Origin of the sequence: Paenilisteria riparia FSL S10-1204 (genome assembly GCF_000525995.1) — a bacterium.
GTDB classification, from domain to species: domain Bacteria; phylum Bacillota; class Bacilli; order Lactobacillales; family Listeriaceae; genus Listeria_A; species Listeria_A riparia.
On record NZ_AODL01000003.1, the window covers coordinates 1 to 19,576 of the forward strand.

Annotated in this window: 23 protein-coding genes and 1 pseudogene; 20 read left to right on the forward strand and 4 right to left on the reverse strand. The window is 41.5% G+C overall.

Annotation, left to right across the window (positions count from 1 at the left end):
• The first annotated feature begins 1 nt into the window (after position 1).
• From tnpA to PRIP_RS01660, 5 genes and pseudogenes are all read left to right on the forward strand, one after another.
• Positions 2 to 374, forward strand: a pseudogene (tnpA, locus tag PRIP_RS01640) (IS200/IS605 family transposase).
• 281 nt (positions 375 to 655) lie between these two features.
• Positions 656 to 1,015, forward strand: coding sequence for a hypothetical protein (locus PRIP_RS01645; RefSeq protein WP_036099098.1), 360 nt, complete (start codon positions 656 to 658; stop codon positions 1,013 to 1,015).
• Positions 1,016 to 1,144: 129 nt separating this feature from the next.
• Positions 1,145 to 1,402: a hypothetical protein gene (locus PRIP_RS01650; protein ID WP_036099099.1), complete on the forward strand. Its 258-nt coding sequence runs from the start codon at positions 1,145 to 1,147 to the stop codon at positions 1,400 to 1,402.
• 225 nt (positions 1,403 to 1,627) lie between these two features.
• Entirely contained in the window at positions 1,628 to 2,533 is a 906-nt protein-coding gene (locus tag PRIP_RS01655; RefSeq protein WP_036099100.1) for an acetamidase/formamidase family protein, read from the forward strand.
• Position 2,534: 1 nt separating this feature from the next.
• Positions 2,535 to 3,890, forward strand: coding sequence for an APC family permease (locus PRIP_RS01660; RefSeq protein WP_036099101.1), 1,356 nt, complete (start codon positions 2,535 to 2,537; stop codon positions 3,888 to 3,890).
• 21 nt (positions 3,891 to 3,911) lie between these two features.
• On the opposite strand, the gene PRIP_RS01665 is transcribed toward PRIP_RS01660, so the two are convergent.
• Both PRIP_RS01665 and PRIP_RS01670 read right to left on the reverse strand, forming a co-directional pair.
• Complete coding sequence (locus PRIP_RS01665) at positions 3,912 to 5,366, reverse strand: sodium:solute symporter family protein (RefSeq protein WP_036099102.1); 1,455 nt, start codon at positions 5,364 to 5,366, stop codon at positions 3,912 to 3,914.
• Positions 5,363 to 5,554 (reverse strand): DUF3311 domain-containing protein, encoded by a 192-nt coding sequence (locus tag PRIP_RS01670; RefSeq protein WP_036099154.1) that lies wholly within the window; start codon positions 5,552 to 5,554, stop codon positions 5,363 to 5,365. The genes PRIP_RS01665 and PRIP_RS01670 overlap by 4 nt, the downstream gene beginning before the upstream one ends.
• 137 nt (positions 5,555 to 5,691) lie before the next feature.
• On the opposite strand from PRIP_RS01670, the gene PRIP_RS01675 reads away from it, so the two are divergent.
• The 3 genes from PRIP_RS01675 to PRIP_RS01685 all read left to right on the forward strand — a co-directional run bounded on the left by PRIP_RS01675 (position 5,692) and on the right by PRIP_RS01685 (position 7,035).
• Positions 5,692 to 6,252, forward strand: coding sequence for a hypothetical protein (locus PRIP_RS01675; RefSeq protein ID WP_036099103.1), 561 nt, complete (start codon positions 5,692 to 5,694; stop codon positions 6,250 to 6,252).
• Between the two features lie 94 nt (positions 6,253 to 6,346).
• Positions 6,347 to 6,712, forward strand: a complete 366-nt coding sequence (locus PRIP_RS01680) for a hypothetical protein (protein ID WP_036099104.1) — start codon at positions 6,347 to 6,349, stop codon at positions 6,710 to 6,712.
• Between the two features lie 2 nt (positions 6,713 to 6,714).
• Complete coding sequence (locus tag PRIP_RS01685) at positions 6,715 to 7,035, forward strand: helix-turn-helix domain-containing protein (protein WP_036099105.1); 321 nt, start codon at positions 6,715 to 6,717, stop codon at positions 7,033 to 7,035.
• 75 nt (positions 7,036 to 7,110) lie between these two features.
• Here PRIP_RS01685 and PRIP_RS01690 read toward each other — a convergent pair whose 3' ends face one another.
• Positions 7,111 to 7,449, reverse strand: a complete 339-nt coding sequence (locus tag PRIP_RS01690; protein WP_036099106.1) for a DUF898 family protein — start codon at positions 7,447 to 7,449, stop codon at positions 7,111 to 7,113.
• Between the two features lie 150 nt (positions 7,450 to 7,599).
• Between PRIP_RS01690 and PRIP_RS01695 the strand changes: the two genes are divergently transcribed.
• From PRIP_RS01695 to PRIP_RS01745, 12 genes are all read left to right on the forward strand, one after another.
• The gene (locus PRIP_RS01695) at positions 7,600 to 8,052 is read left to right on the forward strand and encodes a hypothetical protein (RefSeq protein ID WP_420912105.1); all 453 of its coding nucleotides are present in this window, start codon (positions 7,600 to 7,602) and stop codon (positions 8,050 to 8,052) included.
• A gap of 57 nt (positions 8,053 to 8,109) precedes the next feature.
• Positions 8,110 to 8,535 (forward strand): Ohr family peroxiredoxin, encoded by a 426-nt coding sequence (locus PRIP_RS01700; protein WP_036099107.1) that lies wholly within the window; start codon positions 8,110 to 8,112, stop codon positions 8,533 to 8,535.
• Between the two features lie 170 nt (positions 8,536 to 8,705).
• On the forward strand, positions 8,706 to 9,446 hold the full coding sequence (locus PRIP_RS01705; RefSeq protein WP_036099108.1) for an ABC transporter ATP-binding protein: 741 nt from the start codon (positions 8,706 to 8,708) through the stop codon (positions 9,444 to 9,446).
• Entirely contained in the window at positions 9,433 to 11,412 is a 1,980-nt protein-coding gene (locus tag PRIP_RS01710) for an ABC transporter permease (RefSeq protein WP_036099109.1), read from the forward strand. The genes PRIP_RS01705 and PRIP_RS01710 overlap by 14 nt, the downstream gene beginning before the upstream one ends.
• Positions 11,413 to 11,471: 59 nt before the next feature.
• Positions 11,472 to 12,149 (forward strand): response regulator transcription factor, encoded by a 678-nt coding sequence (locus PRIP_RS01715; RefSeq protein ID WP_036099110.1) that lies wholly within the window; start codon positions 11,472 to 11,474, stop codon positions 12,147 to 12,149.
• Positions 12,150 to 12,161: 12 nt separating this feature from the next.
• Positions 12,162 to 13,037, forward strand: coding sequence for an NAD-dependent epimerase/dehydratase family protein (locus PRIP_RS01720; RefSeq protein ID WP_036099111.1), 876 nt, complete (start codon positions 12,162 to 12,164; stop codon positions 13,035 to 13,037).
• A gap of 126 nt (positions 13,038 to 13,163) precedes the next feature.
• The gene (locus tag PRIP_RS01725; RefSeq protein WP_036083559.1) at positions 13,164 to 13,610 is read left to right on the forward strand and encodes a hypothetical protein; all 447 of its coding nucleotides are present in this window, start codon (positions 13,164 to 13,166) and stop codon (positions 13,608 to 13,610) included.
• Between the two features lie 17 nt (positions 13,611 to 13,627).
• A complete protein-coding gene (ade, locus tag PRIP_RS01730) occupies positions 13,628 to 15,358 on the forward strand; it encodes an adenine deaminase (protein WP_036099112.1) in 1,731 nt (576 codons plus the stop codon).
• Between the two features lies 1 nt (position 15,359).
• Complete coding sequence (locus PRIP_RS01735) at positions 15,360 to 16,403, forward strand: sensor histidine kinase (RefSeq protein ID WP_036099113.1); 1,044 nt, start codon at positions 15,360 to 15,362, stop codon at positions 16,401 to 16,403.
• Between the two features lie 20 nt (positions 16,404 to 16,423).
• Complete coding sequence (locus PRIP_RS01740) at positions 16,424 to 17,530, forward strand: iron-containing alcohol dehydrogenase family protein (protein ID WP_036099114.1); 1,107 nt, start codon at positions 16,424 to 16,426, stop codon at positions 17,528 to 17,530.
• A gap of 293 nt (positions 17,531 to 17,823) precedes the next feature.
• Positions 17,824 to 17,973, forward strand: coding sequence for a hypothetical protein (locus PRIP_RS17085; RefSeq protein WP_159101508.1), 150 nt, complete (start codon positions 17,824 to 17,826; stop codon positions 17,971 to 17,973).
• Between the two features lie 148 nt (positions 17,974 to 18,121).
• A complete protein-coding gene (locus tag PRIP_RS01745; protein WP_036099115.1) occupies positions 18,122 to 18,592 on the forward strand; it encodes a Fic/DOC family protein in 471 nt (156 codons plus the stop codon).
• A 1-nt stretch (position 18,593) separates the two neighbouring features.
• On the opposite strand, the gene gltC is transcribed toward PRIP_RS01745, so the two are convergent.
• On the reverse strand, positions 18,594 to 19,484 hold the full coding sequence (gene gltC, locus PRIP_RS01750) for a glutamate biosynthesis transcriptional regulator GltC (RefSeq protein WP_036099116.1): 891 nt from the start codon (positions 19,482 to 19,484) through the stop codon (positions 18,594 to 18,596).
• Between the last annotated feature and the right edge of the window lie 92 nt (positions 19,485 to 19,576).

Consider the following 19,576-nt stretch of genomic DNA (forward strand, 5'->3'; position numbering starts at 1 on the left):
TGTGTTCACTCCAAAATATCGACGAAAAATTATCTATGGTCAACTTCGAAAAGATATTGGGGCGATTTTAAGAAAATTATGCGAAATGAAAGATGTAGAAATCATTGAAGCTCATGCCATGCCAGATCATATTCATATGCTCGTACGGAATACCGCCTAAAACAAGTGTTTCGAGCTTTATGGGCTTTTTGAAGGGGCGTAGCGCTATACTAATCCATGAGCGTCATGCCAATTTAAAATACAATTATGGCAATCGCACATTCTGGTCTAAGGGCTATTATGTATCTACTGTGGGACTGAATCAAAAAACAATCCAAAAGTATATAAGAGAACAAGAAGCAGAGGACTGGATTAAGGCTAGTATAAGCAAATGAGAATACATGGACCCATTCAAAACATAAAAATTTGTCAACATCAGCAGCATAGAAGCGGTTGGCGGTCACTTAGGAAGGGTCCCTTTAGGGGCCAAGCGAGTATTGAGCCCTTCTAGGGCTAATAAAAAGCCACCCGTTCACACGGGTGGATAGTTACTCGCTTTTAAATAGACATCTTTGATTAGTAGTTTGGCAATTTCTTTCATTATGGCTATATAATCATTTGACGACCTAATATGCTATAATGAAAACGGATAACAAAACCAAGGAGGAATCAACCAATGAAAAAATTATTCGATGAAACACATGAATCTGAGGCAAGGTTTTACCGCACGATTTGGTATGGTTATGTGGAGGGGGATCTGGATGATGCGCTACAAGAAAACATTGTTTCAATTGTAAGGGCGGACTTGACACAAAAAGCAGATAATCCACCAACTGCAACGCATTGGGTTTTCTACGGTGGTGCGACGAATAAAGATGCGGTTGGTGATACGGTTCGTGCTTCGCTCATGATTCGGGAGCGAGACGGTGATTTTGTTTGCCATTATAATATGAGTGATTTTGACTTTGTGATGGTTTTTGATATGGTTGAGACCTTTAAAGTGAATTTACAAAAGCAATTAAATACGATAGAGTGATAACAAACTGAGAAATCAGGTTATGAAAGGATGGGCATGAGGAATCTGAAATTTTCTCGTGTTCTAGCCTTTTATGTTGTGAAAAGTAGAAATGCGGAGATATGTATGAAATGGCAAGGAGGAATCGGGATGAGGGAACTTCAATTCAAGGAACAAGTGAACGGATTTCAATTGTGCTTGCTGTCGACAAACTCTGGTATGCATACGTATATTGCTATTATTGCTTTGGATAAGACGGGACGAAATTTTGAACAAAATACGAAATATATAACGTGTCTCCATCATCCTGAGGTAATGTTAAATCGAGCGATGAGGAAGTTCAATCGAAGTAACCCATATGCGATTGTTTTTGATTGGAAGAAGCAGGCGGAGATAATTTTGGATTAGTTGATAAGATAGACGATAAACATATAACGCTATGCATTTTTATGTAGCGCTTTTTTTTATATATTGACAGATTCTTTGGCAGGGTTTTCGTATGTGCTACGGAGAATGTGAGTCTATGCCTAGTTTTTATTTAGTGTCATCATTCGAAATTGTCTAAAATTTGCATTGACAAACGCCCGATTTAGCTATAAGATAAATGCAATAAAACAGAAAGGGTGAAACATCATGGTACAAATAATAAGAAAAGGCTCACCAATCTACGCGATGGACAAAAACAATAGTCCCGTTGCAACAGCAAAAGACGGAGACCGCTTAGTTTTTGAGGCGTACGATTGCTTTGAAGACCAGCTTACAGATGCGCACGATGCTTTTGAGAAGTTGGACTGGAATCGTATTAATCCTGCAACAGGGCCAGTTTATGTGGAAGGCGCAGAGGTTGGTGATATTTTAGCCGTAACGATTGAGAAACTAGAGATTGGTGATACTGCGACATTATTTACTGGGCCTGACTCTGGTGTTATGGGTGATGAGTTGACAGAAAATACGATTCGTCGTCTCTCAATTGAAAATGGAGTTGTCAAATTTTCAGAAAACATAAACTTGCCGCTAAATAAAATGATTGGTGTCATTGGCACGGCGCCTGCGGGAGAGGCAGTTTCTTGTGGAACGCCGGATGCGCACGGTGGGAATATGGACTGTAAGGAAATCGGCGAGGGAACGACTTTATTTCTGCCAGTAAATGTGGCTGGTGCGCTACTTGCGATGGGCGATTGCCATGCAGCAATGGGAGACGGCGAAGTTTCTGTTTGTGGCGCTGAAGTACCTTGTGACATAACGGTTACTATTAAAGTTTTCAAAAATAAAGATTGGCCGACACCGTTCTTATTGCGCGACGGTAAGTTAAGTACGATTGCCTCTGCAAAAACGATTGACGCGGCAAATATCATGGCAACGAAGCAAATGGTTCACTTTGTGGAGAGTTACACGGAATTGACGAAAGGGGAAGCGATTCATTTACTGTCACTGGCAGGAAATTTGCGAGTATGTCAAATTGTTGATCCGAATAAGACCGCACGAATGGAATTACCACTTACCTATCTTACAAAATGGAGCACAGAGGAGCTGAACTAATATGACACAACCAGAAAAAGGTAGTTTGGAGTCGTTTGGCTACAAGCAAGAATTAAAAAGAACATTAACTTTAAAAGATTTAATTATATATGGACTTATCTTTATGGTACCAATTGCCCCGTTTGGGATTTACGGAGAAGTAGTAACAGCATCGAAAGGGATGATTGTACTTACATACATGATTGGTATGATTGCGATGTTATTTACGGCGCTCAGTTATGGCTCGATGTCGCGTGCTTTCCCAATCGCGGGCTCAGTATATGCTTATGCTCAGCGAGGGATTAATAAAACAGTTGGATTCTTAGCTGGTTGGATGATTTTGCTGGACTATATCTTTGTGCCAGCGCTACTTTATGTTGTATCAGCCAACTCGTTAAAAGCGATTGTGCCTGATGTGCCAGTTTGGATTTGGCTTGTCATCTTTATTTTGGTGAATAGTTGGATTAATATTCGTGGGATTGCATTCACGGCACGTGCGAATATCGTGTTTCTTGTTGGCGAATTGATTGTGCTGGCCATTTTTATAGCGGTTGGTGTTGTTGCGATTTCGAATGGTGCTGGTGACGGCGTGACAATCAAGCCGATTTATAATGCTGCTGATTTCAACTTGCCATTCGTGATGACTGCGGTTTCTGTGGCTGTACTTAGTTTCCTAGGTTTTGACGGAATTAGTACGCTTGCTGAGGAAACGAAAGGCGGGAATAAGACGGTCGGAAAAGCGATTTTGTGGGCGCTTATGTTGGTTGGATTCTTGTTTATCATTCAGACGTATATTGCGGCGTTGATTCATCCTGATTATCTCAATTTTGACAATATTGACACGGCTTTTTACCAAATTGCAGGTGAAGCTGGCGGTCCATTCTTGAAAAATACGACGATTATCGCAACGATTCTTTCTTGGGGCTTTGCCAATGCGCTCGCTGCTCAAGCCGCTATTTCACGGATTTTATTCGGAATGGCGCGTGACCAGAACTTACCGAAGTTCCTCGCAAAAGTGCATCCGCGATACCAAACACCATACTTAAGTACATTGATGGTTGGTATCGTATCACTTGTAGTTGGTTTGGTTTTTGTTAATGATATCGGAATTCTTTCTTCCATCGTAAACTGCGGGGCGTTGACAGCGTTTCTAGTGATTCACGTTTCCGTTGTCTATCACTACATCATCAAAATGAAATCGAAAAACTATTTACTCCATCTTGTCGTGCCAATCATTGGCTTTTTAATTATTTTGTATGTCATGATTAACTTAGACATTTTGGCAAAAATTATCGGTATTTCGTGGCTTATGGTTGGGATTGTGTATTACATGATACTTCGTTTGACCAAGCGCAATACAACGATAAATATGGACTAAAAAAACCTCGGACAATGGCTTTTAAAGCGCTGTCCGAGGTTTCTTTTGTGTGAGGAGACTGACGAGTATCGTTACGATAACATTGGCTGCTAGTGGCAAGAAGCCGATGTTGATATCGCTGATGGCTGTTGGCACGTTAGGAAGAATGGTTGCAAGAGTCATGCTGTAATTGCTAATGAAAATCGTGATCAGAATACCGACGATAATTCCCGCTAAGGCACCTTGTTTGGTTACCGGATTGCGTTTCATTAAACTGGCAAATAAAGAAGGACAAAGTTGCACAATCAAGCTGTAACCGACTTGTAAGATAGCTGCCAGTGCATTTCCGCCTTGAAAAACGAAGAGACAAGAAATAATCGCGAGAACTGGTAGTAACATTTTTGAAAGGCGGGCAATCTTTGCATCGGGTGTGTTTGGTTTGTAGCTGTAAATGATGTTTTTTGTGAGCAACGTAGAAGCGCTCATGAGTAGCATCGAGCCAGGAACAAGAGCAGTCAGCATTCCAGCGGCGCCAATAATACCAACGAACCACGGATCAAATGTTTGAATTGCGAGTTGCAACAACGCAAGATCGCTTTCATCACCTTCTAATCCTGGAATTTGTAAAACTGCTGCAAGCCCGATAAAAATAACAAATAAGAGCATTAATGTATAAATTGGACTTATAATCGCGTTCTTCCGGAATGTTCGTGCATTTTTAGCAGTGAACGTCGATGCAAAAACTTGCGGCCACATATAGAATCCAAGGACATAGAACAGGACGGTAGAAATAAACCAAGTCACTGTATAGGTTGTATGCGGAAATGTGAGTAGTTCAGGTTTGACGGCTTCGATTTGCTCAAACATCGGGCCAATTCCGCCATAATAATGAATCGGAATGTAAATACCCATGAACACAATGACGGCTAAAATCATGAAGTCTTTAAGAACGGCAATCCACGCAATCCCGCGAATTCCCGAGATGATGGAATAAATAATGATGGCAATTGTTCCAACAACGACGGCGGTTTTCATCGGGATAGCACCATAGGATGTGAGCGAAACGATGATGCCAAGACCTTTTAGTTGGATGACGACAATCGGGATAATGGCAATTACGCCAACGAGGGCAACAACGACACCGAGTAGATTGCTATCATATTTTTTAGCAAAGAAATCGGACTGAGAGACAAGGCGATGTTCGTGCGCATATTTCCAAATAAGTGGCAGTAGGAAATAAGACGTGACGTAAGACAAAGCGATGTAAACCATCACATAAACCGCTGAGATGCCTTTGGAATAAGCCCAGCCGCTACCACCAAGAAAAGAAAACGTCGTATACACTTCTCCTGCGGTTAGTAAAAAAACGAAAACCGTATTAAAACTACGACCGCCAACCGCCCAATTTTCAAGGTTCATTTTTTGCTTTTGACGAGCGCGAATACCGATAGCAATCGTGAGGAGGAAGAAGGCCGTTAAAATAATTAGTGCAATCATTGCTCTTCCCCCTTATTCTGATGATCAAAATGGTAAACGACAGCGAGTGTGGCTGTAGATAACAGAATGCCTGCTGCAATCCAGAATAAGCTAAATGGCATACCGAGAACCATTGGATGAATCTTATTCGCAAACGGTATCCCGGCTAATAGAAATAAAAATGGAATGATAAGCAATAGCTTAACCATAAGTTCCCCTCTTTTCGTTTTGAAAACTGTTTTCATCTTACAATAATCTGCTGCTTTTTTCAATGTGAGAGGACTTTTGATGCTAGGTTTGGTAAAATAGCTTTGTATAGTAAATCACAAATGAGGAGGTAACAGAAATGGCAATTAACATGTATTTTGATGATGAGGAAATTGGTCTGGACCGTAAAACGAGTCATCCGCATTTTGTAGCACATTTTAAATCGGATTTTTATTTCGATTGTTCGGATGAGCAATCTCCATTTGGAAGTGATGAAGGTGCAGATGTGTTGGTAGAGTTAGAGGGTTTTTTTCAAGATAAGGAAGTTGAGGGTGTTAGTTTATCTGATTTTCCAAGGCATGTGATGGAGGACCAGTGGAAACTTACCTATTATCCACCGAAAGATATGGACGAAGGCTCGCTTGCGAAACTAATTGCAGAGCATGAAAAAGATGTTTGGATGTCAGACCAAGTTGTTCTAGCAACGGCATTTGGGCAAATCAAGATTACAGGATATATTATTCCTGAGTTAAAAGATATGGCACATGATGCGCTAGGGCGAATGAAAGCCGTGAATGATGCTTTAGGGCGTGAAGATGCATTTGGTTATTACGACAAAATGTTGTATGATTTGATGACCTTTGACAAAACCTATGTATCCGTTTTGCCAGATTTTTGGTGTAAGAGATGCCAGATGTAACATAAGGATATTGACATGGTAGTACAGGGGGACAAAATTTTTGGGGGGATTGACAAACCCTATTTAATAGGGTAAAATAAAGGAGCGAAAAGGCATGAAGTTCGAACTAACAAGAGAATTTATTTATGTTGATGAATTTGATAGAAGTGCGCAGAAATACGGTTTTACAAGCAGAGATTACTTCCATATCGAGCAGCTGCTACTATCAGACCCTAAGAAAGGCACTGTACTACAATTTGCGAATGGCCTCAGAAAGTTGCGTTACGCACCAATACGTTTTAAAAGCGGAAAGAGTGGCGGGTTTAGAATCTTTTATGTGGATATTGAAAGCTATAATATCGTTGTGATGATTACGCTGATCAATAAACGAGAGGCGGATAATCTCACCGATGAAGAACTCCGCTATCTCGGTAAGTTTGTCGTCCAGCTAAAGCAACTATATATGAATAAGGAGTGGTAAACATGTCCGAACTATTTGATTCCCTGGAACGCGGTTTGAAACAAGCTGTTGCACACGCCAACAACACAAAGAAAGCCCGCACTAAAAAAATCGTCATTACCGAGTTGCCAAAATATACAGCAGCTGAAATCAAAGGTTTTCGTCAAAAGATTGAATTAACACAAAGCGCTTTTGCAGAGTTACTAGGCATTTCTACAAAAACAGTAGAAGCTTGGGAAAGTGGCCGGAATAACCCAAATGGTTCCGCATCTCGCTTGTTGCAGTTGATTGACACGAACCCCGACGTTTTATTACAAGCGTTGACAGAACCGGTTTTTTCATAAAAGAATAGTTGTCAGCAAATCGGCGACAAGCACCCGCATTTTGGGAGTTTGTCGCCGATTTGTTGGCATTCCTAGTTAATTGACGAAGCTTGTATTTTTGGCTTTCCAGTCTTCTAGTTTAATGAAAACCCAGAAGGAATAGATGCCTAGCGTAATGATAATTAGGAGTAGCCATTTAATCCAATTACCAAATAGTCCGAATGCGGAGCCGCTAAAGCGCATGCGTCGGCCTTCGATAACCGTGTGATTGATTTTCCAACCGTAAATCATTGTGAGCGCCCAAGGGTAGCAGATGCCTAGTGTAAATACAGTCACTAGTATACCTAGAATTGTCCACCCGATAAATTGGAACAGTCCGCCATCGAAGAACGAAGTCCGCCCATTTTTTGTTTCGTAAAAGTTATCTATTGCCATTTTTTAACCACCTTCCAATGTATTATATTGTACCTTAGAATGGAGGGATTTGTCGATATTGCCTCTATCTTTCTTGGTTTTTTCGGGGTACAATAAAGATAAATCTAAGAAAATGAGGTTAGCGCATTGTCAGAGAATTTTGTAGATAAGATGGAAAATGGGGAAAAGGCACAGTTCAAGGTGAATCATACGCTAGTTATTTCGAGTAGTTTGCTGTGGATTGCAGTTGGCATATTATTATATGTGGTTTTTGATCATATCAAAGCGGTGAACGGTACGGAGAAGCTGATTTTGCTTATTTTTATTGGTTTTATTGTATTGAGGCCTTTGTTTCGATTGCTTAATTTGTCACCAACGTTGGAGCTTTCGACGGAAGGTATGGCATATCGTGGGGATTTTCAAGCTTGGGATTATGTGGCGGGAGTGAAGATTTTGACGCCGAAGTTTAAGCTTTTCTCGCAAGGCAAGATGCTGGTGTATACAAAGATTAAGGACAAGCGTGAATTGGCTTGGGATATCGTTGCGGCTGATGTGAACTTACCGTTAGCCGATTTGGAAATGTTGCTTTTGGAATGTATGGATCGTTATAAGACGAATGAATGATGTTTTTTTAGCTGCTTTTTAGGGAACTTAGAAAGTATGTGAAGGAGGTCGTTTTTGATGGGGAAAACATTGTTTACGACAAGTGCAACGGGTGTTGGTGGCCGAACTGGTACGGTGAGTTCGAATGATACGGATTTATCATTTAAATTAAGTCGACCGAAGTCATTTCATGGAGAAGGTGGAACGGGGACGAATCCGGAAGAACTTTTTGCCTTAGGTTATGCGGGTTGTTTCGGGAGTGCGTTTCAATCAGTTGCTCGTAAGGAGAAATCGGATGCGAAGGCGGCTATTACGGTAGCTGTGTCGATAAATGAGGATGATGCGTTGGGTGGTTATAAGTTAAGTATCGCGATTACGGCAGAAGTTGCGGATGCAAGCCCTGATGAAGCGCAAAAGTTAGTTGATTTGGCGCACGAGATGTGTCCGTACTCGAAGGCAACACGTGGGAATGTTGACGTGACACTTCATGTGAAAATGAAATAATAGCGTAGTTGGACTAGAATTCATTGATTCACTGAGTTCTGGCCCAACTATTTTTTATATCTACATCTTAAGGTCAGGTGGGCATTGCTACTTTTTTGGTGTACAATAAGTTAATAGCAAGAATAGGCGTGGAGGTAAAGAGATGAGTGTGATTTTAAAAAGCAAAAAATGTGAGAAAAGTATATGGTACAAAAAGTACACTGTTCCCTGCGCTAAATAGTGTTAGCTTGGAAGTACATAAGGGAGAGTTTGTCGGTGTGATGGGACCTAGTGGTGCAGGGAAATCTACGCTACTAAATGTGCTCTCAACGATTGATAAAGCGACTTCGGGAAGTATTGCGATTGAAGGGAAGGCCTTTGATACGATGCGGGCGAAAGAAATGGCTGTTTTTAGACGGGATAAGTTAGGGTTTATTTTTCAGGATTATAATTTGTTGGATACGATGACGATTTATGATAATATCGCGTTGCCATTGTCGCTTTCTAATGTGAAACCGGCGGAAGTGGAGCAACGGGTACAAGATGTGATGCGGCAGTTCGGGATTTTGGAATTGGCAAATAAATTTCCAAGCCAGGTCTCTGGTGGACAAAAGCAACGAACGGCGGTAAGTCGGGCAATGGTGACAAATCCGGCATTGATTTTTGCGGATGAGCCAACAGGTGCGCTTGATTCGAAGGCCACGACGAACCTTTTGGAAAGTTTGGTACAGGCGCAAAAAGAACGGCATGCGACGATTATGATGGTGACACATGATGCATTTGCGGCGAGTTTTTGTGAACGGATTTTGTTCATTAAGGACGGCGAAATTTTTACGGAAATTTATCGTGGGACAGCAACGCGAAAAATGTTTTTTCAGAAAATTTTAGATGTGCTGGCGATGTTAGGCGGTGGCTTGGATGACACTATTTAAGATTGCTTTTACGAACATGCGGAAGAATTTTGGTCAGTTTGCGATGTATTTAGGTTCATTAGTTTTGAGTGTGCTGATTTATTTTACGTTTGTATCGTTAGCTTATAATCGAAGTATCGGTATTATTTTCAAAAAATGGGAATTGGGTGGTCAGGGTGTCTTTATGGCTGCTGCGATTGTGCTGATTTTCTTTGTGGGTTTCTTTGTTTTTTATTCGAGTAATTATTTTACACGGCGACGGAAGCGAGAATTTGGTTTGTATGCTTTACTCGGTTTGCGTAAAGAACAGATTGGACGCATCATTTTTTACGAAAATGTGATGTTACATCTGGTTGCGGTTGTGTCGGGGATTTTGATTGGAGTTTTCTTTTCTAAATTTTTTTCGATGTTGCTATTTCGGATTATGGGATTGTCGATTCATAGTGGATTTACGCTTTCGTTTTCTGCTGTTGTCTCGACGTTTCTTGTGTTTGGCATTATTTTAGTGGTGACATCGTTGAATGGTTATTGGATTGTTTTCAGGCATAGTATGGTGGAGCTATTTCAGGCGGATGTTCGTGAGAAGAATCCTCCGAAGGGTTCGCTAATGATGTCAATTTTAGGACTGTTATTTATTGGTTCTGGGTATTTTCTTGCGATGCAACCTGTGGAAGAATCAGCTTTTTGGAACCAAGATTGGTTTTTTTATGAGTTGTTGTATATTTTGCTAAGTGTGATTTTAGGTACTTGGCTGTTACTACGATTTTTCTTTCCGTACGTGGTATATCGATTGTTTAAACGGAAAAACTTCTTTTATCGAGGAACGAATATTTTAACGGTAACGTGGTTGCGGTATCGTTTGAAGAAGACGGCGGGGACGCTCACTATGATTGCGGTGCTTAGTGCGACGACGCTTACGACTATTGGTGCGCTTAGTTCTATATATACCAATATTATTTCTTTTGCTGGTGCGTCGAATCCGAATAGTTATCAAACGACTTGGACGACACAAACGGAGCGAAGGGAAATCTATAAGGCAATTGATGAGAGCAAGATACACTCTCTTATTTATCACGAGCAGGCGGATGTTTATACGGCTAAAGTAATCCATCAGTCGAAGGAAGAACTCGCAGATATTTATCGACGGATGACTTCTTTTTCGGTAATGTCGATATCGGATTACAATCGATTGGCGCAGAAATTGAATCATAATTTGAAACCAATTGGCCATTTAGCAAATAACGAATCGGTTTATTTGAGTCCTGATGGTGAGTTTGAAAACTCGAAAAGGCGGGATGATTGGATAGGAAGGTCTTATGATTTGCAATTCAAAGATGTGAATCAAATATACCATGTAAAAATTACAGATGTGTATAATCATACAGTTTTTAATATGGATACGGTAGACTCTGTGCTAGTAGTGAATAATAATGTGTATCACGCGATTGCTAAAAAGGTGCTGCCGAAGCACATTGATATTTTTCAGGTCACAAATGAAGATAATACAGAATTATTGGATCAGAAAATTTTAAAGATTTTTGATGGTGATACATTTTGGTGGAATGAGAATATATCGAGCTTTTATTCGAATTATCATATGATGAGTACACTTGTCGGTGTATTGCTTTACATTGGGATGTTTATGGGGATTGTGTTTTTTGCAGCGACAGGAAGTATTATTTATTTCAAGCAGGTGACGGAGGCTGTGGATGAGAAGCCACGTTTTGAAATATTGCAAAAGCTTGGTATGAGTCAGCAGGAGATTCGTAAAGTAGTGGCGAAGCAAGTCTTCCCTGTGTTTTTGATTCCGCTTGTTCTAGGGATTTCACATAGTATCGCGGCGATGATTGGTTTTTCGACGAACTTGCTTTTCAGTGTGACGGGCCCTATGATGGTAAGTACAACAATTTATACGCTGTTTTTTATTACGTATTATTTTGTTTGTGTAGACACCTATACGCGAATGGTTTCAATAGGCGACGATTAATCATTGAATGCTAGTCCAATTTTCTGTACAATTATATTGAGGGCAAAGGAGGTATGGCGATGGTTAAAGTATATATAGTAGAGGACGATATTGTTATTCGTGATACGATTCAGAAACATTTATCCAAATGGGGTTTTGAGGTTGCGGTTGTAGCGGACTATAATAATATTTTAAATGAGTTTTTGCAAAATGAGCCGCAATTGGTGATCTTAGATGTGAATCTGCCTTATTTTGATGGATTTTATTGGTGTAATCAGATTCGTGAGGTATCGAATGTGCCGATTATTTTCTTGTCGTCGCGTGATTCGCGGATGGACCAGATTATGGGGATGAATATGGGCGCGGATTATTACATTGAAAAGCCAGTGGATTTGGATGTGCTGATGGCGCGGATTAATGCGTTGATTCGCCGTACGTATTCGTATGTGGAACTGGAAGAGCCGAATGTGATGGAGCACAACAATGTGTTCTTGCATATTGATACTAACACGCTGACTTATTTAGATGAGAAAGTCGAACTTACAAAAAATGAATTCTTGATTTTGTATGAGCTATTGAAGCAAAAAGGTCATATCGTGAGTCGGGATGAGATTATGCGCGTGCTTTGGGAAGACGAGAGCTTTGTGGATGATAATACATTGACGGTGAACGTGGTTCGGATTCGCAAAAAGTTGACGGAGATTGGTCTAGCGGACTTTATTAAGACTAAAAAAGGACAAGGCTACATGATTGAATAAGGGGGACTTCGTGTGAAAATTCTAGTTTTTGGAGGAACGCGATTTTTTGGTAAGAAATTAGTGGCGCGACTAGTGACAGCTGGGCATGATGTGACGATTGCAACGCGTGGAAAGACGGCGGATGATTTTGGCGATTCGGTAAAGCGGGTTGTGATGAATCGGGAGTCGCGTGAGCACTTATTTTGCTTGGCTCAGGAAAAATGGGATGTGGTGTATGACAATATTTGTTTTTCGCCACAGGATGCGTTGTACGCGATTGCGGCTTTTCAGGATAAGGTTGGGAAGTATGTATATACGTCATCATTATCGGTGTATAGTGCGCGTGACCGAGCTTTAGTGGAGGCTGATTTTAATCCATTTTATTATGAGATTGTGACGGGGTCTCGTGAGGATTTTGATTACGGGGAAGGCAAACGTTTGGCGGAAGCGGTATTTTTCCAAAAGGCTGGATTTCCTGTTGTGGCAGTAAGATTTCCGATTGTGTTAGGTCCGGATGATTATACTGGGCGTTTGGAGTTTCATGTGAATCATGTATTGGCAAAAGAGGAGATTGGGATGCCGAATGGTGAAGCAGAAATTGGCTTTATTTCTTCGGATGAAGCGGCGGAATTTCTGGAGTGGGTTGGTACGAAGTCGGATTTGACTGGACCAGTGAATGCGGCGAGCGATTCGGTGTATCGTTTGGATGCATTGATGCAATTAATAGAAACGGCGACAGGCACGACGGCGCTTGTGGAAGAAGTAACCGAAGACAATGATGATTCGCCTTTCGGTATTGAAAAAACGTACTATCTCGATAATTCAAAAGCGAGGGCAGCAGGTTTTGTTTTTCAAGATTTGCATGACTGGTTGCCGAAATTAATCGCTTACCATGTCTCTAATAAGTGACAGAAAAACAATGATTTTCAGGGTTTTTGACTGGGAATCGTTGTTTTATTTTTATACGTTGAATTGGTGATTTTAGTGTATAATAGAACGATGAACATAAAAATTGAAAAAGGATGTGACGAAGGAATGCTTTCCTTTGAAGAGAAAAAGAATATTTTTGACCAGTATACAGAATTAGAGGCACATCCCGTTTCGATGGGGCGTATTAATTATCATTTTCCTGCTAGTGTACGTGAGAAGAAAATTGCAGTGAATCATTTGCATCCGAACGGCAATGCGTTTATTTATGCACCGTTTTTGGATGATGCGGATAAGAATGGCTTTGTGAATGTGCGAGAGGCAACGGAAGCTGAGCTTAAGGAGTTGTTATCGGGTTCCATTTCATTTTTGAGTACGGATGGGGATGAGTTTGAGGAAGGTTATGAGGAGGCGTTTCGTGATGCGTATCGGACGGTCTTGATTTTGCGCTATGAGAACAAGATGTGGGCGATTTATGCGGATGATCATTTGGAAGCTATTTTCCCATCGCGTGAAGCGGCGGATTCGTATTTGATGGACGAAGGATTTCAGTGATTTAAGGAGGTAAAGGAATGCGGAAGGTAAAGCAGTTACAGGAGCGGGTTGCGGTGAGTGATTTACGTACTGCGGCGGATGTTGTGATTAAGAATGGTCGAATCGTGAATGTGTTTTCGGGTGAGATTTATGATGGGGACGTTGCTATTAAGAGTGGTTACATTGTGGGAATTGGTGAATTTAATGAGGCAACGGAGATAATTGATGCGAATGGGCAGTTTATCGTGCCAGGTTTTATTGATGCGCATGTACATGTAGAGAGTGCGATGGTGCCGCCTTCTGAGTTTGCGCGGGTGTTATTGCCAAATGGTGTGACGACGATTGTGACGGACCCGCATGAGATTGCGAATGTGGCAGGTGCAAAAGGCATTGAGTTTATGCTGGATGATGCGGCTACATCACCGCTTGATATGTATGTGATGCTACCTTCTTCGGTTCCCGCGACGCGGTTGGAACATAATGGCGCGAGACTGGCTGCGAGTGATTTACGCCCACTTTACCAACATGAAAAAGTCATTGGACTGGCAGAAGTCATGGATTTTCCTTCCGTAGCGGCAGGTCACGCGGATATGTTGCAAAAAATTGTAGACGCGGAAAAGCATGGTGGGCGAATTGATGGGCATGGTGCTGGGCTTTCCAAGGCAGATTTGAATAACTATTTGGCGGTCGGTATTAGAACGGATCATGAGAGTACGACAGCGGATGAGGCGATGGATCGGTTGCGTGCCGGGATGTTTGTCATGCTACGTGAAGGTACGGTAGGTCGTGATTTATTACAAACGTTACCTGCTGTTACGGCGAAAAATAGTCACCGTTTTTGCTTTTGCACGGACGATAAGTTGATTGATGATTTGTTAGAGGAAGGCTCGATTAATTATAATGTTCGGCTGGCAATTGCTAATGGGATTGATCCTGTGACGGCGATTCAGATGGCGACGATTAATGCGGCGACGTGTCACAAATTGCCGCGAATTGGTGCGGTTGCTGCAGGTTATCAGGCGGATATTTTATTTTTGCGAGACTTAGAAACGGTTACAATTACGAAAGTGATGAAGCGCGGACAAGTGGTCGTTGTAGACGGGATTCGTGAGGAGCCTCGGTTTGAGAAGACGGAAGCGACGTTTGTGTCTCCTGCGATTCGTCATACATTGACGCTGGCTGATTTGGAGTTGCGATTGGCGAGTGAGAAGGCGAATGTTATTGGGATGCAGCCGAATAGTTTGTTTACGGAACACTTGGTGGAGCAGATTGTCGCGCGCGACGGGATGTTTCAGATTTCGACGGAGAACGATCAGTTAAAAATGGTGGTCGTGGAACGGCATAAAGGAACTGGTTGTGTCGGCGTAGGTATCGTGAAGGGGTTTGGTATTCAGCATGGCGCGATTGCAACGACGGTAGCACATGATTCGCATAATATTGTTGCAGTTGGCTCATCGGATGCGGATATTATGCTTGCGATTCGTCATATTACGGAACTAGGTGGTGGTATTGCGGTTGTCCATGATGGCAAAGTGGTTGCTGATTTGGCGCTACCAATTGCCGGACTTTTGAGTGTGGAGCCATATGAACGGATTCAGAAACGATTGGAATTTTTAAATCATGCGTTTCATAATATTAGTACAGCGCAAGGTTTTGATCCATTTTTGACGCTTTCATTTTTGACGTTGCCAGTGATTCCGCAGTTAAAATTAACGGACCAAAGCTTGTTTGATTTTAGCCGATTTGGTTTTATTGAGGTGGGGGTTTAGCATGACTTGGTGGAGATATGTACGCGATAAACGCTTTTTCTTATTATTTTTTGTGATTGTGATGTTTTTTATCGGTGTTTTGTTGGCGGTTGATCCGAACAGTCAGTTGACGCTGGGTAATATTATTTATTTGTATGTGTTTATGTTGCTATTTTTGGTGGCTTATTTGATTCTTGGTTATTCGTTTAAGCGCACGTATTGGAATGAGATGAAAGAGCTAGTAGACGGGGAAATCGAGGAGAATATCTTAGAGTTATTACCAAAACCGCGAACGAGTGAGCAAGCGTTCTTCAATGAATTAATGCGCAAAAAGCATTTGGAAGAACAGCGTGAGATTGCCAAATTGCAAGATAAGCAGCAGGAGTATCATGATTTTATTTTGTACTGGGTGCATGAGGTGAAGACGCCGATTGTGGCTAGTAAAATGCTGATTAATAATCCGGATTTGAATGAGCCAGCGACTATTTTTAAAAAGGTCGAAGAAGAACTGGAATCGATTGATAGACTTGTGATGCAGGCGCTTTATTATTCGCGTTTGGACACGTTTGCGAAGGATTATTTTATTCAAGAGTTGGCGCTTAGTCCGGTCATTAAAGATTGTGTGAAACGGCATTCGAAGCTGTTTATTTCGAAGCGAATGAAGCTTGATTTGGCGGATTTTGATGCGGAAGTGCGCAGTGATAGCAAGTGGCTCGGTTTTATTTTGGATCAAGTGATGACGAATGCGCTGAAATATACGAATCAGGGTGGCGAAATCAAGATTTGGTGCGAGTCGAGTATGGAAAATAGCAAAATTGAGTTACATATTCGTGATAATGGCATTGGAATTAAGGATGAGGATTTACCGCGCGTGTTTGAACAGGGCTTCACTGGTGGGACTGGCCGGCAGGAGAAGAAGGCAACAGGAATGGGGCTATACCTTGCACGGCAAATGTCTGCGAAACTGGGGCATACGATTGAAATTTCGTCTGAAGAAAGTGTTGGTACGGAAATCGTTATTAGGTTCCAGCAAAAAGATGATTATTTACTAATTGCAAAAGACTAGGAAGAGAGGCTGGACGGCACATGGAAAAAAACTTGATTGTTCGCGGTGCGCCGCAGGAATTTGAATGTAAAATTGGAGCTTGGAATGACTTGGAAGGGCATTTGAGGCGACGGAATGTGACGCGTGTCCTCGTTGTGCATGGTGGTGTTTCGTGGGAGAAGGCGAGACGCTTTTTTCCTAAGCTAGCGGATGTAGTAACCGTTTTTGAGCCGTATCGTGGGGAATGTTCGTTTGAAGAGCGGGACCGGATTGCAGAACTTGCGACGGCGGCGAATGTGGACGCGATTATTGGTGTTGGTGGCGGAAAAGTCGCGGATTTAGCGAAAGCAATTGCGGTACATTTGGAACTCGCGGTTGTTATTTTGCCAACGCTTGCTGCGACGTGTGCGGCTTGGACACCGCTTAGCGTGATGTATGACGCGAATGGTGAGATGCTGCAATATGATATTTTTGCACGGAGTAACGGGCTTGTTTTAGTTGACCCTGAGGTGATTTTAGATTCGCCAGTGGAATTGATGATTGCCGGAATTGGTGACACGCTTGCGAAATGGTATGAAGCAGATGTGATTATTTCGCAACTCGAAGAACGGTCTGTCGAGATTGACATATCATTATATACTGCAAAACTTTGTCGGGATATTTTGTTGGATTCAAGTGCTGCGGCGCTTCAGTCCATGCGTGAAGGAACGCTGAGTGAGGCGTTCGTAAAAGTGGTTGAGACGAATATTATGGTCGGCGGCATGGTCGGAGGATTTGGCGATGATTACGGTCGAACTTCGGGTGCACATTCGATTCATGACGCGTTGACAGTCCTTTCAGAGACGCACGATTTACTGCACGGGAACAAAGTCGCGTACGGCGTTTTTGTGCAATTAATGTTGGAAAACAGGAAAGAGGAAATTGCCAAATTAGTTCCGTTTTATACAGAGCTTGGATTGCCAACGAGTTTGAAGGATATGGGGCTATCTGGGTTATCAGAAGAAGCATTGGTTCGCGTCGCAGAACGGGCGGCAGCGCCAGATGAGACGATTCATTTGATGCCGGGTGTGATTACAGCTGATATGGTGCTGGCGGCGATGAAAGGCTTGGAGTTGTTTATTGCGAGTTTGGAGATTAAGTCGAAATGATAGCTATTGATATTCGGGAGTCAGTTGATCGAAGCTGGGATTTCCAAAGCGAAGAGAACAGAATACCGCTGTATTAGTGCGCTGGGTCACGCCGAATATTATTCTCTATTTGGGTTTGAAAAAGCAAGTCAAATGGGATTAAAGCGCCGTTTGATGTTCCTGATGAGAATTTTTTAGTGTATAGAATTGCTGATAGGTTATCAAAGGGAACTGTCAGTTACCCAGCTAGCTTTGATGGTGTTTAGTATTATTTTATTTGGTAATAATAAAGTATATGAAATGAGGTGTTTTGTATGAAACTTTATGGAGTAGAGATGTTAAATAAAAAAGAATATGATGCGTATGAGACAGTTATAGACAGTGCAAAAATAGAGGGTTTTGAACCAACCACTGAGTCTGTGCAACTACTTAAAGATTTTCATGAGAAAAAAAATAAACACTGACAGAGATGGTAAAAAAAAGTTCAAAACGGAGAAATTCATGTATAACTCACCAGAGGATAAGAAATACTATGATTCGGACAACGGTGTATTGAGAAATAAGCTAGGTATTTTGAATCAATAGCAACTTGATTTTATAGAGCACCAAGTTGTGTCTGATAAATTGCTCTCCCTGAAAAATAAAGAAATTAAAAGTGAACGATATGCAAACCATTTGTTGGATATTCATCGTATTATTTTCCAAGATATTTATGAATGGGCGGGGGAGCTTCGAAATGTTGAAATGACAAAGGGAGTAACTAACTTTTTGCCATCTTATTCGTTGCCTAACGCATTTATTGATTTTGATAGTCAACTTAGAGTTATCTACAAAAGGCGAAGTTCTGCTAGTAATGAATGGCTAAACTTACTTGCCAAACTGTCTCTAGATATAAATTTCGCACATCCCTTTAGAGAAGGAAATGGTAGAGCGGGTCGAGAATTTATTCGTCAAGTTGCTAGTCTTTTTGGATATGATTTAAATATTGGAAGGTCACATGAGCTATACATGCAAGCGTGCATTGAGGATGATATTAAACTAATGGGTCAAGTGATTGAAAAAGAAATACGAAGAATGGATTAGTTTATTTCTCCCCAAAATACTCTAATAAAAAATCACGAAACAATGTTTCCGACGGCGACATGTTTCGTTTTTTTGTGGTGATAATTCCAACGGAGCGCCGTAATTCCTGATCCAGCAACGCAATGCTTCTCGTCTCTTTAAAAATTGCGCCATCTAAAATCATCTCTGGCAAAATGCTAATGCCAAGTCCAGCGCCAACCAACCCTTGAATCGTATGAAAATCACGACTTTGAAAAATAATCTCCGGTGAAAATCCCTTGTTCCGCGCAGATTTCGCCACCAAATGATACAAATCGAAATCTTGCGGGTACAAAATAAACTTCTCCTCAGCCAAGTCTTTCAACGCCACTGAATGCCTCTTTGCTAACCGATGTCCGCTCGGCACAATCAACTTCAATTTCTCATCAAAAAAACGATGTGGCATAATTTCCTCATTTTCTTCAGGAACAGGGGACAAAAACGTCACATCTAAATCGCCAGCAATCAACATTTGCTTTAAATCACGATTTGAACCTTCCATAAACTGATACGTAATTCGTGGATATTTTTCGCGAAACGCCGAGATGACAGCTGGCAATACTTTCGTTGCAATGGAGTTTGGCAAACCAACGCGAATCTCGCCAATCGTTGGGTCGGCATATTCTTCGACAATGGCTTGCGCTTTTTGCAGTTCATTAAGTGCGATTTTGGCTTGTTTTAAGAAATCCTCACCTACTGTTGTTAGTTGCATATTGCGGCCGATGCGGTCAAACAGCTTGATTCCCAGCTCTTCTTCTAATTTCGTTATCTGTCTACTGACGGCAGATTGGGCGACGTGCAATTCTTCCGATGCCTGTGTCATATGCTCCGTGCGTGCGACCTCAATAAAGTATTTTAATTGTCGTAATTCCATAGCGCATCTCCAATCTATCTCAAAACGAGATTGTTTTATTCTATTATATATATTGTTTCGATAAATGAAAAGTATTAGAATAGACATTACAC